Raw genomic sequence first — 12,877 nt, 5'->3', positions numbered from 1 at the left:
TTCCGCTACGCACCTTTCGTTTCGCTCATGTGTTTCCTATAGTCCTGGTGCATAATCCTTACCCCAGGGGAGCACATTTTGGCCAAGACACCGCGCGGCACTGCGAAAGCGGCACCACCGCAGAATTCCGAGGACGAGGATTTCGCCCTCCACAGCCTTCAGGAACAGCTCGAAGCAGACCGTCGCTATGCGGCGACCAAGGACGAACTGCTGACGTTCTACGAGCAGATGCTGCAAATCCGCCGGTTCGAGGAAAAGGCCGGCCAGCTTTACGGGCTGGGGCTGATCGGCGGGTTCTGCCACCTGTACATCGGTCAGGAAGCGGTCGCGGTCGGCCTTCAGTCGGCGTTGGAAAGCGGGAAGGATTCGGTCATCACCGGATACCGCGATCACGGCCACATGCTGGCTTACGGCATCGATCCCAAGGTCATCATGGCCGAACTGACCGGCCGCCATTCGGGCATCTCGAAGGGCAAGGGCGGATCGATGCACATGTTCAGCGTGGAGCACAAGTTCTACGGCGGGCACGGCATCGTCGGCGCGCAGGTGCCGCTCGGCTCCGGGCTGGCGTTCGCGCACAAGTATCGCAAGGACGGCGGCGTCGCGGTGGCCTATTTCGGCGACGGTGCGGCTAACCAGGGCCAGGTCTACGAAGCGTTCAACATGGCGGCGCTGTGGCAGCTTCCGATCATCTTCGTGATCGAGAACAACCAGTACGCGATGGGCACCGCCGTCACCCGTTCCTCTGCCGAAACGCATTTCCACCGGCGCGGTACCGCCTTCCGCATTCCCGGCATGCAGGTGGACGGCATGGACGTGCTCGAAGTGCGCCAGGCCGCCCAGATCGCGCTGGCGCACGTGCGCGGCGGCAACGGGCCGGTGCTGATGGAACTCAACACCTATCGCTATCGCGGCCACTCGATGTCCGACCCGGCGAAGTATCGCAGCCGCGAGGAAGTGCAGGGAGTGCGCGAAAAGCGCGATCCGATCGACCATGCGCGGGCCGAACTGCTCGAACTGGGGGTGGCAGAGGCTGACCTCAAGGCGATCGACAAGCGCGTGCGCGCGCAGGTCGCCGAAGCCGCGGACTTTGCCGAAAGCTCGCCTGAGCCCGAGCTGCCCGAACTCTATACCGACGTGCTGGTGGAGCGCTACTGATGGCGATCGAACTGAAGATGCCCGCGCTTTCCCCGACGATGGAAGAAGGCAAGCTGGCCAAATGGCTGGTCAAGGAAGGGGACGAAGTATCCTCCGGCGATATCCTCGCCGAGATCGAGACCGACAAGGCGACGATGGAATTCGAGGCGGTCGATGAAGGTACGGTCGGCAAGATCCTGATCGCCGAAGGGACCGAAGGCGTGAAGGTCGGCACCGTGATCGCGATGCTGAACGGCGATGGCGAAGCGGCGGCACCTGCTGTTGAAGCTCCGGCGCAGGCGGACAAGGCCGAAGAATCGGAGGCCCCGAAAGCTGATAAGGCCGCTCCCGAGACCGGCACCACTCAGCTTGCCGCCAAGGCCGAGCCTGCGCGTGACCCGGAAATCCCTCACGGCACCAACATGAAAACCTCAACCGTGCGCGAAGCGCTGCGCGATGCCATGGCCGAGGAAATGCGCCGGGATGACCGCGTGTTCGTCATGGGTGAAGAAGTCGCGCAGTATCAGGGGGCCTACAAGGTCACCCAGGGCCTGCTCGACGAGTTCGGGCCGGAACGGGTGATCGATACGCCGATCACCGAATATGGCTTTGCCGGCATCGGCACCGGCGCGGCGATGGGCGGCCTGCGTCCGATCGTTGAATTCATGACCTTCAACTTCGCGATGCAGGCGATTGACCACATCATCAATTCGGCCGCCAAGACCAACTACATGTCGGGCGGGCAGATGCGCTGCCCGGTGGTGTTCCGCGGTCCCAATGGCGCGGCAAGCAGGGTGGGCGCGCAGCATTCGCAGAACTTCGGGCCATGGTATGCGAGCGTGCCGGGCCTGGTGGTCATCGCTCCGTATGACGCATCGGACGCCAAGGGGCTGCTCAAAGCCGCGATCCGCAGCGAGGACCCGGTGGTGTTCCTGGAGAACGAGTTGGTCTACGGCCGGTCGTTCGAACTGCCCGAACTGGACGATCACGTCCTGCCGATCGGCAAGGCGCGGACCGTGCGCGAAGGCAAGGACGTGACGATCGTTTCCTACTCGATCGGCATCGGTCTGGCGCTGGAAGCAGCCGAAACGCTGGCGGGTGAGGGGATCGAGGCCGAAGTGATCGACCTGCGCACGCTGCGTCCGCTCGACAAGCAGGCGGTGCTCGACAGTCTGGCCAAGACCAACCGGCTGATCGTCGTCGAGGAAGGCTTCCCGGTCTGCTCGATCGCTTCCGAGATCATCGCGATCTGCATGGAGGAAGGGTTCGACAATCTCGACGCGCCGGTCCTGCGGGTGTGCAACGAAGACGTGCCGCTGCCTTATGCGGCAAAGCTGGAGAAGGCGGCGCTGATCGATGTGCCGCGCGTGATCGAAGCGGTGAAGAAGGTCTGCTACCGCTGACGGGGTACCGGCGGCCGTGTGTGCGGTCGCCGGTTCTTCTGTGGCGATCGGGTTAAGCCCAGCTTGGCAGCAAAATCGACGTCATGCTGAACTTGGTTCAGCATCCATCGTGCCACCCGCGCTGCCACACGATCTAAGCGCAACAGTACCGAAAGCGCCTTTCTGACCGCGACGGGTAAACCGAGAAATGGACCCTGAAACGAGTTCAGGGTGACTACTTTTGGGTCGCTACCCAAACAGGTTGCGCGGGCGCATGTGCCTGAACGACCTCGGTATCTTAAAAGAGCTGGTTTGCGAACGCGTTCGTATAAGTGCCGCAAGTATAGACCGGGGCCGGGGCGCTGGGATCGGCCTGATATATCTGCGAAAGATCGCGGCTGTTGCGCACGGTGAACGACGCGATCGACTTGATCGCCGTCGAAGCGATCAGCTTGGACGAAACCAGTGGCTGATAGTCATACTGGAATTCCACGAAGATCACCGCTTCGCCGGGCAGGGCGATCACCTCGCGGCCGGTGGGGCCCATGCCGTTCGGCAGCACCGCACCTTGCACGCCATAGCTCGACGTGACGGTCTTCTTGCCCATGCAGCGCTGCCAGTGGATGTACTGCCGGTTGCTCGGATCGACCTCCAGGCTGCTGACGATGACGCGGCCTTTTTCGTAGATGTTCATGCGCTGGCCGGCCTGCAGTGCCGCGCCCAGCAGCAGGTCGTCGATATCGCCCTCGGTGATCTTGCGGTTGTCGATCGTCGATACGTCGCCGATCCGCGAGGCATTGTCGGCAAGGTGCACCGCGAGCTGGCCGACCTTCATGGTGGTCAGCGAATAGTTCGCCAACTCGATTCCCCACAGCCCGAAGCCCAGGAAGAACGGCAGGATCAGCGCCGCCTCGACCATGGCGACGCCGCGCCGGTCGCGGCCGAGCCGGCGCAGGCGGGCGATCGGGCGGGCTGTCGCGCGGGTCACGGGCATGCCAGCACCTTGGGAGCCTTGATGGTCAGGTCCCAGGGCTGGTTGCGCAGGATCGTGCGCGCCTGCATCGAGAAGGTGTTGCCCATGCCGAGGAACTTCATCACCGGAAACTGGCGCGGATAGGTGACGGTCACCTGATAGAGCACCGCGTCGCGGGCCGATCCCGATCCCGCAGCGGCCTGATCGCTGTCCCAGGTGCCGTTGCCGTTGGCGTCCTCGAAGGATTCACCGTTGTTGCACACGCCGTTGCCGTCGACGTCGGTAAAATCCTCGGGCTGCTTCACGTTGCTGAACTGCGCATAGGCCGATCGGGAGAAGCTGACCGTGGCCTGCGGGGCGATGGTGCGCACCATCGTTGTCACCTTGGCGTCGAGCGTCGTCGTTTTGCCGGAAGCGCCTTCGAGGGTCGAGTCGCGGGCAACCTTCTGGATCGCCCCCTCCAGCAGCGAGGCGGTGTAGACATTATAACCAAGGTCGAAGAGCCCGAACATCGACATCAGCAATACCGGCGCGATCAGACCGAATTCGACCGCCGTAACCCCGCGCTCGTCCTCGCGCAGTGCAGGAAGATACGCGCTCACTTGCTGATCCTCAGATCACCCATCGACTTGGCGATGCTGCTGAAGGCGTCGCTTAACTGGGCGGCGTTGTTGGCCTGGAACCAGCGGCCATCGCCGGCGCAGTTCTTGAGCATGTCGGTCATCTGGGTGCCGAACCCGATTACCCACACGGTGACGTTGCGCTTTTTCACTTCGTTGCAGGCAAAGGTGAAGCGGTTCTCCACCGTCTGGGTCAGCGTGAACGGCGAGCTGGGCGACCACCGGCGCTGATCGATCCCCTCGGCCCCATAGGACGAATAGGACACGTCCAGCGGCGCGGTCTCGCCATCGGTGAGGAAAATGAGGTTGCGCGAGGTCGGGTTGCCGTTGAGGTCGGCGTTCTCGGCCGCGAACAGTCCGGTGGGGGAAATCAGGCGGCCGCCCCAGATCATGCCGATGTCATGATAGGTCGAACCGTTGGGCTGCAGGGTGTTGAGATAGGACTGCAGATCGCTCGACGACATCTCCGCCAGCTTGCGCGCGGCGGCGGGGCAGGCGGCAAGCCCGGCCCAGGCGGGGGCGATATATTCGTCGTTCGTGGTCACTTCGGCAGTGCTGAAGCTGCCCGAACCGTTCCAGCGGATGGCGCGCTGGTAGATCAGGCCGGGATAGGCCGGACGCCACTGGGTCCGCCAGCTCCCGTTCGGCACAGTATCCAGATCGAGATCGAGCGCCTGGTTGAGATTGACGTTGCTGTAGTCGGTGATCTCGTAGGTATCGCGTTCCTCGATGCAGCCGTTGCTTTCGCTGCGCCAGTTGCTGACGTCCTTGGGCATCTGGAAATAGTGCCACTGGGTGATCTGCTGCGTGGCCGGGTCCGTCACTTTCTCATAGGTGTTGATGTAGTTGTTGTAGGTGGATTGATAGATCGTGCAGGTCGATCCGCTCAGCGAGACCCAGTACCAACTGCCGTTTTCGGTCTTGCGGCGATATTCGATCGTTCGGGTTCCCGTCGGCGGGCCGGGGAAAGGCTCGGTCGCGGTGGACAGCAGCACGTCCGAGCTGGTGTAGGTGTTGGAGGGGGCCGCGGTGTCGCAGGTATAGTAGCCACCGGCGGCTTGCCCTTGCGTGGTGGTGACCTGTTCGTTCGGGCCGACCGTGGTGGAACCCTGCGTCGCCGACGTCGCATGCCAGGTTCCGGCGTAGGTGCGGACGACCTGATCGCCGGTCTTCGAGCCGCTGACATAGGCCCAGTTACGCGTGTAGGTGGTGGTGGTGTTGCTGGTTCCGGTCACCACGGATTCGCGGGACTGGTATTTCCAGTTCGTCACCACCCAATCGTCGTGCAGCAGGCCGCCCACGTTGACGTTGGTGGAATAGGGAACGAAGCCGAAGCGGATGCGCACGCCGGGGCTGGCACTGCCGATCACCTGATTGTAAAAACCCTGGACCGTGCTTTTGAGGCTTTCGATGCGGCTCATGCTGTCGCCGGGATTGGTCTCCGCCATCGATCCGGTGACGTCCAGCACCATCATGACATCGGTGTTCGAGAAGTTGAGCTTGGCGGTGCAGCTTACCCGCACGGGGACGTTGGTCTTGCCGAACACGCGCATGATCGTGGTCGGGACATCGGCGCTGGCGACGCCGGAGACGGAATAGTCTTCTTCCAGCGTCATGGTGAAAGCGCGGTTGGCCGAGCCATAGGCACCTGACGGAAAGTTGGTGTTGAAGAACCGGTTGCCGATCGTCGATGCGCTGGACGGGATGATCCCGGTGCTGACCACCGTGGTGCCGATCGCCTTGCGTGCAGCGAGCACGCCGGAATCGCAGGCCTGTTGCAGGCGGGTCTCGGAAAGGTAGCTGCGGCCCATGTCGATGCCGCCGCCGATCAGCGCCAGCATCGGCAGCATCGCCGCGGCGACGAGGATGAACGTGTTGCCGGCGGTATCGACAACCAGCCTGCGGCGCAAACGCGCAAGGGCGGCTACGGCAGTCTGGAGGAAGTCGATAGTCATCATGCCCCGAGAAAATTGCATTCCGGACCATCGCCTTAGCCGCGTACCCGTGTCGCTTCGGCAAACACACGTGGTTAATTTGGTTACATAATTCGGTAGCGTCGCCTCGGTATTTCAACCGGGATGGCCGGGCACGGCTATTCTCGGTTGCCCGGCGCGGCAGGACGGCTAGGGAGACGGGGTGACCTCCGCTTCTTCTTTTATCGCTCAGGGGCTGACCGAAACCTTGCCACCGATAGCCCGGCTGGCGCTGGCCTATGCGCCCGACCCCGCCAGAATGCCGACGCTGGCGCTGCTCGCGCTCGACGCGCGGCTGGCAGGATTGCTGCGCCATTCGCGTGAGCCGATGCTGGCCCAGTTGCGGCTGGCCTGGTGGCGCGAGACGCTGGGCCAGGATGCCGCCGCGTGGCCCGAGGGCGAGCCGTTGCTGGCGGCGCTGCGCAGTTGGTCGAACGCCCATGCGCCGCTGGTTGCGTTGGTCGATGGCTGGGAAATGCTGACCGGAACCGCGCCTCTCCCGGCCGATGCGCTGGCAGGCATGGCGGAGGGGCGGGCGGCTGCATTTTCCGGACTGGCGGGCGTGCTGGGCTTCGCAGCACAAGCGGAGGATACGCGGGCCGTAGCGCGGCGCTGGGCGCGCGCCGATCTTGCCATGCGCCTCGGCCATCCGCAGGAGCGTGAGGCGGCGCTGGCGCTGTACCGTTCAGAAATGGCGCGGCCGCCCCGGCTACCCCGACCGTTGCGCCCGGTTGCAGTCCTTTCGGCGCTGGCGAGGCGGCGGCTGGAGAAGGGCACCGAAGCCGCCGCGACTTCTCCGGCGGCCGTGCTCACCGCGCTGCGGGTGGGCCTGATCGGCCGATGACAGCGATGTAATTTTGCGCAGCGCCACCAGCAGCATAGGCTGACGCGATGAACCGTTTTGTTCTGGGCGCGCTGGCGGCGCTGTTTCTGGCCGGGATCGGCATGTTCTGGTGGCAGAGCCGGGCCGCAGTCGAACGCGCCGCGCCGGCGCAGGCCGCACTTGCCGCCGTCGTGTCGGAAGACCTGCCCAGCGCAGACCCGGCAGAGATGATCGGGCCCGACCTTCCCCGGGCGACCGAGCAGAGCCGCGAACAGCGCCGCTTCGGCCGGCTCGATCGCGATCGCGACGGAAAGATCAGCCGGGTCGAGATGCTCGCCGCCCGCGCTGCCGCCTTCCGCAAGCTCGACAAGGATGGCAACAACCTGCTGACGTTCGAGGAGTGGGCCGTTCGCACGGTCGACAAGTTCGCCGCCGCCGACGCCAATCACGACCGCTGGCTTAGCCCGCAGGAATTCCGCAGCACCGCGCCCAAGCCCGCCAAAGCCAAACCCCGATGCAGTTGCGCCCCGGCCAGCCGCAAGGGTGCAGCAGGCAAGCCGGACGCCGACGATCCGGAGAGCGATGAGGGCGGCAGCTAGGCTCGCACCGCCGCCAGCCAGGGGGCGATGTCGGTTTTCGCACGGTCCGTATAGGCTTCCTTGCGCTGCTTCTTCTTCACATCGTGAAGCGGCGGGAACAGCCCGAAGTTCACGTTCATCGGCTGGTAGCTGTCGGCCTCAGCATCGCCGGTGATGTGGGCGAGAAGAGCGCCGAGCGCCGACGTGCGCGGCGGAGCCTGCCACTCGCGTCCGGTCGCCTCCGCAGCCGTCATCAGCCCGGCCAGCAGGCCGACGGCGGCGCTTTCGACATAGCCTTCGCAGCCGGTGATCTGCCCGGCGAAGCGGACGTGCGGCGCGGTCTTGAGCCGCAACTGGCGGTCCAGCAACACCGGGGAATTCAGGAAGGTATTGCGGTGCAGCCCGCCCAGCCGCGCGAATTCGGCGTTCTCCAGACCGGGTATGGTCCGGAACAGGCGCACCTGTTCGGCATGCTTGAGCTTGGTCTGAAAGCCGACCATGTTCCACAAGGTGCCCAGCTTGTTATCCTGCCGCAACTGCACCACCGCGTGCGGCCAGCGGCCGGTGCGCGGATCGTCCAGCCCGACCGGCTTCATCGGCCCGAACCGCAGGGTATCGACGCCGCGCTCGGCCATCACCTCGATCGGCATGCAGCCGTCGAAATAGGGGGTATTGGCTTCCCATTCCTTGAACGCGGTCTTCTCACCCTCGATCAGGCCGGTGTGGAAGGCGAGGTACTGGTCCCGGTTCATCGGGCAGTTGATGTAGTCTTTGGTCTCGCCCTTATCCCAGCGCGAGGCCATCCAGCACACGTCCATATCGATGCTGTCGTGGTAGACGATCGGGGCGATGGCATCGAAGAACGCCAGGCTATCGGACCCGGTCGCCGCACCGATGCTGTGCGCCAACGCCTCTGCGGTCAGCGGACCAGTGGCGACCACGGTGAGCCCGGCGGCAGGGAGCGTATCGATCCGCTCGCGCACGATCTGCAGATTGGGGAGCGCCGACAGCCGCGCTTCCACCTCGGCCGAGAACACATCGCGATCCACCGCCAGCGCGGAGCCGGCCGGAACCTGCGCCACCGCGGCTGCAGCCATGATCAGGCTATTGCATCCGCGCATCTCGTGGTGGAGCAGGCCGACCGCGTTCTTCTCGTCGTCATCGGAACGGAACGAATTGGAGCACACCAGTTCGGCCAGGCCATCGCCCTGATGCGCCGGGCTGCGCTCCCCGGTCCCGCGCATTTCGGACAAGCGGACACGCAGCCCGCGCCGCGCCAGTTGCCAGGCCGCCTCGCTCCCGGCGAGGCCGCCGCCGATAATGTGGATGTCAGGGGTCATGGGCTGCCCGTTAGCGCCGAGGGGGCTCGCGCGACAAGTCATTGCTGCCACAAAGCGGAAATGTTATAACGCAAGTATGAACAAGCCTACGCAAGCGACGAAGCAGCTCAAGCTTATCAAAATCGGCAATTCGACCGGTGTCGTGCTGCCGAAGGACGTATTGGACCGGCTGGGCCTTTCGCAAGGCGATACGCTGTCAGTCACTAATATGCCCGACGGTATTGCCCTTGTAACGCGCAACGAGCAGTTCGACGATCAAATGGCCGAAGCGCGCAAGCTGATGTCGGCTTACCGCAATGCGCTGCGGGAACTGGCGAAGTAGTTTGTCATGGACGATTGGGTCTGGCTTCGCGAGGACGTTGTGCTCGCCATGCATACCGAGCAATTGACGGAGCATGGTGGGCCGCCGGGGATACGTGATCAGGGTTTGCTGCAAAGCGCTCTGGCGCGGCCGCGCAATCCGTGCGGATATGGAGACCCCGATGCGTGTGATCTGGCGGCCGCCTACGCATACGGGATTGCCAAAAACCACCCGTTCATCGACGGTAACAAGCGAACCGCAGCGCTAGCGGCTCTGCTGTTTCTGGTTTTGAACAACGTCGCCTTTGATATCAGCGAAGCGGCACTTGTCGTTATGACGCTGGATCTGGCGGCAGGGCTTCTGACCGAGCAGGACGTAGCGGCCTGGTTTCGCGATCATCTCACCTGATTGACAGCGGTTTCAGCGCCCGCCTCAATCGGCGCAACCGTCACGATGCAAGACAAGGGTAGCGCACCATAGACGTGCGGGAAGAGCGCACCGCCGCGCGATACTTCCCACTTTACCGCATCGCCCAGCGCTTCGAGATCCACCGCGACCAGCAGGAGATCGTCCTGCCCGGCGAAATGCTTGTCCAGCGTGCCCTGCACCTGATCGGCGGCGGACAAGTGGATGAAGCCGTCCGCCAGATCGACCGGCGCGCCCGCGAATTCGCCGTCGGCCCGCCACTTCGCCAATTGGGTGAGCGTCAGGATCTTGTAGGCGATCGCTTCACCCGGCGCGGCCGGACTGTCGCTCACGGTTCCTCGCCGTCCGGCTCGTCGAGATTGTCGTCGCGCGTTGCCGGGTTGGGGATTTCGGTCTCGCTCACGGCGTTCAGCGCCGCGCGTTCCTGATCGACCAGTTCCTCGGCCGGGTTTTCGGGCTCGGGCTCTTCGTCCAGCCGGACCGCGCTGACCACGTGCTCATCGGCGGCGACGTTGAACAGGCGGACACCGGCCGAACCCCGGCCGATGACCCGCAGCGTTTCCAGCGGCAGGCGGATCAGCTTGGCCTGATCGGTAACGAGCATGAGCTGCTGCGCCTGCGTTGCCGGGAAGCTGGCGACGACCGGGCCGTTGCGGGCGATATTGTCGATATTGGTGATGCCTTGGCCACCGCGCCCGGTGCGCCGGTATTCATAGGCCGACGACATCTTGCCGTAACCGTTGGCGCAGACCGTCAGGATGAACTGCTCGCGCTCCGCCAGTTCGGCGTAGCGCGCGCCGTCCAGCGCCGCCTCGCCGTCCTTTTCGCCCTTCCACGGGGCAAAGCGCAGGTACTCCTCGCGCTCATCGGCGCTGGTGCCGACGCGGTGGAGGATCGAGAGCGAGATGACCTCGTCGTCGCCCTTGAGCAACATGCCCCTGACACCGGTGGACGTGCGGCTGGTGAACTCGCGCACATCGTCGCCGGCAAAGCGGATCGCCTTACCCTGGCGGCTGGCCAGCAGCACGTCGTCGGAGGCGGTCAGCAGCGCCACGCCGATCAGACGATCCTCGCTGTCTTCCTCGAAGCGCATCGCGAACTTGCCGTTGCTGGGCACGTTGGCGAAACTGTCCATCGAATTGCGGCGCACGTTGCCCTTGGCCGTGGCGAACACGACCGAGAGGTTGCCCCATTCGGCCTCGTCTTCGGGCAGCGGCAGCACGGTCTGGATCGTCTCATCCTTGTCCAGCGCCGGCAGCAGGTTGACGATCGGCCGGCCGCGGGTGGCGGGCCCGCCTTCGGGCAGACGCCAGACCTTGAGGCGATAGACCTTGCCGGCGGTGGAGAAGAATAGCACCGGATTGTGGGTGGAGGTGACGAACATTGTCGTCACCGCGTCCTCGTCCTTGGTCGCCATCCCGGCGCGGCCCTTGCCGCCGCGTGCCTGGGCCCGGAAGGTGGAGAGCGGGGTGCGCTTGATATAGCCGTCCATGGTGACGGTCACCACCATGTCCTCACGCTCGATCAGGTCCTCGTCCTCGATCCCGTCGGCTGCGCCGGTGATCTCGGAGACGCGCGGCGTGGCGTAGAGATCGCGCACCGTCTGCAATTCGTCGCGCATGACGCCATAAAGCTTCACGCGATCGGCGAGGATCGAGAGGTATTCCTCGATCGCCAGCGACAACTGCTTGAGCTCGTCGCCGATCTCGTCACGGCCCAGCGCGGTCAGGCGGTGGAGACGAAGGTCCAGGATCGCCTTAACCTGCGTTTCCGACAGGCGATAGGTGCCACCGTCCTGCTCGGCGGTCGGCTCGATCGACTCGATCAGCCGGATATAGGCGGCGATATCGCCGATCGGCCATTCCTTGGCGACCAGGCTGGCGCGGGCAGCGGCCGGATTGGGCGCGCGGCGGATCATCGCCACCACTTCGTCGAGGTTCGACACCGCGACGACGAGACCGAGCAAGATATGTGCCCGGTCACGCGCCTTGTTCAGTTCGAACTTGGTGCGCCGGGTGATGACCTGTTCGCGGAACTGGATGAAGCTCTGGATGAAATCGCGCAGCGCCAGCACTTCGGGCCGGCCGGCGCGGATCGCCAGCATGTTGGCGGGGAAGTTCGATTGCGCCGGGGTGTTGCGCCAGAGCTGGTTGAGCACGACTTCGGGGGTCGCATCGCGCTTGAGGTCGATGACCACGCGCACGCCTTCGCGGTTCGATTCGTCGCGGATATCGGAGATACCCTCGATCCGCTTGTCCTTCGCGGCCTCGGCGATCTTCTCGACCAGGTTGGTCTTGCCGACCTGGTAGGGGATGCTGGTCAGCACGATCGAGCGGCGATCGCCGCGGCCTTCCTCCACCTTGTGGCGGCAGCGCATGATGATCGAGCCGCGCCCGGTAAGATAGGCGTTGCGCGCGCCGCCCTGGCCCAGGATCAGCGGCGCGGTGGGGAAATCGGGGCCGGGGATGATCTGGAACAGTTCTTCCGAGGTGATCCCCGGATTGTCCATCATCGCAAAGCAGCCGTCGATCACCTCGCCCAGGTTGTGTGGCGGGATGTTGGTGGCCATGCCGACGGCGATGCCGCCCGCGCCGTTCACCAGCAGGTTGGGGAACCGGGCCGGCAGCACGGTCGGCTCGCGGCGCGAACCGTCGTAGTTGTCGGCGAAATCGACGGTATCCTTGTCGAGATCGTCCAGCAGCGAATTGGCGACACGGGCGAGGCGCGCTTCGGTATAGCGCATCGATGCCGGCGGATCGGGATCCATCGACCCGAAGTTGCCCTGACCATCGATCAGCGGCAGACGCATGGACCACGGCTGGGTCAGGCGGGCCAGCGCATCATAGATCGCGGCATCGCCATGCGGGTGGTAGTTGCCCATGACGTCGCCGACGATCTTGGCCGACTTGCGATAGGGCCGCCCGGCGACAAAGCCGCCCTCCTGGCTGGCGAACAGGATGCGGCGATGGACCGGCTTCAGACCGTCGCGCACATCGGGCAAGGCCCGGCTCACGATCACGCTCATCGCGTAGTCGAGGTAGCTGGTCTTCATCTCATCGACGATATCGACGCGGGTGTACTCACCCTCGGGGCCGGAATGTTCCAGAATTTCGGTGTCTTCGCTCACGCGCTTGGTCGTTCTCAGTTGCGATGGTCTGGCGGATGGTTCGCCCTAGGGCAGGGAGCCGGAAATAGCCACCGGAACCGTCATGCGATCGGCCGCAAGCGTACCCTTTTCCACACAATATCCCGTCCTCCGCCGCGCACAGGAGGGCTAACCTGAACGAGTGCGACGAAATGCATTCAATCAGCGTTCAGTGGTGG

The 12,877-nt window shown here is 64.4% G+C and carries 12 protein-coding genes; 6 read left to right on the top strand and 6 right to left on the bottom strand.

Annotation, left to right across the window (positions count from 1 at the left end; translation table 11 throughout):
* The first annotated feature begins 78 nt into the window (after positions 1 to 78).
* The gene (gene pdhA / locus IE122_RS05310; RefSeq protein WP_229813779.1) at positions 79 to 1,158 is read left to right on the top strand and encodes a pyruvate dehydrogenase (acetyl-transferring) E1 component subunit alpha; all 1,080 of its coding nucleotides are present in this window, start codon (positions 79 to 81) and stop codon (positions 1,156 to 1,158) included.
* On the top strand, positions 1,158 to 2,540 hold the full coding sequence (locus IE122_RS05305; protein ID WP_189620060.1) for a pyruvate dehydrogenase complex E1 component subunit beta: 1,383 nt from the start codon (positions 1,158 to 1,160) through the stop codon (positions 2,538 to 2,540). The genes pdhA and IE122_RS05305 overlap by 1 nt, the downstream gene beginning before the upstream one ends.
* Positions 2,541 to 2,817: 277 nt before the next feature.
* Here IE122_RS05305 and IE122_RS05300 read toward each other — a convergent pair whose 3' ends face one another.
* Genes IE122_RS05300 through IE122_RS05290 form a run of 3 tightly spaced genes read right to left on the bottom strand, consistent with a single transcriptional unit; the run spans position 2,818 to position 6,070 of the window.
* Positions 2,818 to 3,513 (bottom strand): pilus assembly protein, encoded by a 696-nt coding sequence (locus tag IE122_RS05300; protein ID WP_189620059.1) that lies wholly within the window; start codon positions 3,511 to 3,513, stop codon positions 2,818 to 2,820.
* The gene (locus IE122_RS05295) at positions 3,504 to 4,094 is read right to left on the bottom strand and encodes a TadE/TadG family type IV pilus assembly protein (RefSeq protein WP_189620058.1); all 591 of its coding nucleotides are present in this window, start codon (positions 4,092 to 4,094) and stop codon (positions 3,504 to 3,506) included. The genes IE122_RS05300 and IE122_RS05295 overlap by 10 nt, the downstream gene beginning before the upstream one ends.
* Positions 4,091 to 6,070 carry a TadE/TadG family type IV pilus assembly protein gene (locus tag IE122_RS05290; protein ID WP_189620057.1) on the bottom strand — a complete coding sequence of 660 codons (1,980 nt, stop codon included), beginning with the start codon at positions 6,068 to 6,070 and terminating at the stop codon, positions 4,091 to 4,093. Before IE122_RS05290 ends, IE122_RS05295 begins: the two co-directional genes overlap by 4 nt.
* Before the next feature lie 178 nt (positions 6,071 to 6,248).
* Here IE122_RS05290 and IE122_RS05285 point away from each other — a divergent pair, with 178 nt between their 5' ends.
* Both IE122_RS05285 and IE122_RS05280 read left to right on the top strand, forming a co-directional pair.
* Positions 6,249 to 6,929 (top strand): hypothetical protein, encoded by a 681-nt coding sequence (locus tag IE122_RS05285; RefSeq protein ID WP_189620056.1) that lies wholly within the window; start codon positions 6,249 to 6,251, stop codon positions 6,927 to 6,929.
* Positions 6,930 to 6,976: 47 nt separating this feature from the next.
* Entirely contained in the window at positions 6,977 to 7,507 is a 531-nt protein-coding gene (locus IE122_RS05280) for an EF-hand domain-containing protein (RefSeq protein ID WP_189620055.1), read from the top strand.
* Here IE122_RS05280 and trmFO read toward each other — a convergent pair.
* Complete coding sequence (gene trmFO, locus IE122_RS05275; protein WP_189620054.1) at positions 7,504 to 8,826, bottom strand: methylenetetrahydrofolate--tRNA-(uracil(54)-C(5))-methyltransferase (FADH(2)-oxidizing) TrmFO; 1,323 nt, start codon at positions 8,824 to 8,826, stop codon at positions 7,504 to 7,506. The two genes, IE122_RS05280 and trmFO, sit on opposite strands and share 4 nt — an antisense overlap.
* A gap of 76 nt (positions 8,827 to 8,902) precedes the next feature.
* Here trmFO and IE122_RS05270 point away from each other — a divergent pair, with 76 nt between their 5' ends.
* Both IE122_RS05270 and IE122_RS05265 read left to right on the top strand, forming a co-directional pair.
* Positions 8,903 to 9,148, top strand: coding sequence for an AbrB/MazE/SpoVT family DNA-binding domain-containing protein (locus IE122_RS05270; RefSeq protein WP_189620053.1), 246 nt, complete (start codon positions 8,903 to 8,905; stop codon positions 9,146 to 9,148).
* Positions 9,149 to 9,154: 6 nt separating this feature from the next.
* The gene (locus tag IE122_RS05265; RefSeq protein WP_189620052.1) at positions 9,155 to 9,535 is read left to right on the top strand and encodes a type II toxin-antitoxin system death-on-curing family toxin; all 381 of its coding nucleotides are present in this window, start codon (positions 9,155 to 9,157) and stop codon (positions 9,533 to 9,535) included.
* Here the strand turns inward: IE122_RS05265 and IE122_RS05260 are convergent.
* Both IE122_RS05260 and gyrA read right to left on the bottom strand, forming a co-directional pair.
* Positions 9,523 to 9,885, bottom strand: coding sequence for a DUF952 domain-containing protein (locus tag IE122_RS05260; protein WP_189620051.1), 363 nt, complete (start codon positions 9,883 to 9,885; stop codon positions 9,523 to 9,525). The two genes, IE122_RS05265 and IE122_RS05260, sit on opposite strands and share 13 nt — an antisense overlap.
* A complete protein-coding gene (gene gyrA / locus IE122_RS05255; protein WP_444544217.1) occupies positions 9,882 to 12,605 on the bottom strand; it encodes a DNA gyrase subunit A in 2,724 nt (907 codons plus the stop codon). The genes IE122_RS05260 and gyrA overlap by 4 nt, the downstream gene beginning before the upstream one ends.
* Positions 12,606 to 12,877: the final 272 nt, after the last annotated feature.

The organism is Novosphingobium colocasiae (assembly GCF_014652555.1).
In the GTDB taxonomy this organism is placed as follows: Bacteria; Pseudomonadota; Alphaproteobacteria; order Sphingomonadales; family Sphingomonadaceae; genus Novosphingobium; species Novosphingobium colocasiae.
Note: the sequence above shows the minus strand (reverse complement) of the source record. Positions and strands in the feature narration are given on the sequence as shown.

Coding starts and splice junctions, on each gene's coding strand:
- IE122_RS05305 (WP_189620060.1), top strand. CDS start 1,158: ATGGCGATCGAACTGAAGATGCCCGCGCTTTCCCCGACGATGGAAGAA.
- IE122_RS05300 (WP_189620059.1), bottom strand. CDS start 3,513: ATGCCCGTGACCCGCGCGACAGCCCGCCCGATCGCCCGCCTGCGCCGG.
- IE122_RS05290 (WP_189620057.1), bottom strand. CDS start 6,070: ATGATGACTATCGACTTCCTCCAGACTGCCGTAGCCGCCCTTGCGCGT.
- IE122_RS05280 (WP_189620055.1), top strand. CDS start 6,977: ATGAACCGTTTTGTTCTGGGCGCGCTGGCGGCGCTGTTTCTGGCCGGG.
- trmFO (WP_189620054.1), bottom strand. CDS start 8,826: ATGACCCCTGACATCCACATTATCGGCGGCGGCCTCGCCGGGAGCGAG.
- IE122_RS05270 (WP_189620053.1), top strand. CDS start 8,903: ATGAACAAGCCTACGCAAGCGACGAAGCAGCTCAAGCTTATCAAAATC.
- IE122_RS05265 (WP_189620052.1), top strand. CDS start 9,155: ATGGACGATTGGGTCTGGCTTCGCGAGGACGTTGTGCTCGCCATGCAT.
- gyrA (WP_444544217.1), bottom strand. CDS start 12,605: ATGAAGACCAGCTACCTCGACTACGCGATGAGCGTGATCGTGAGCCGG.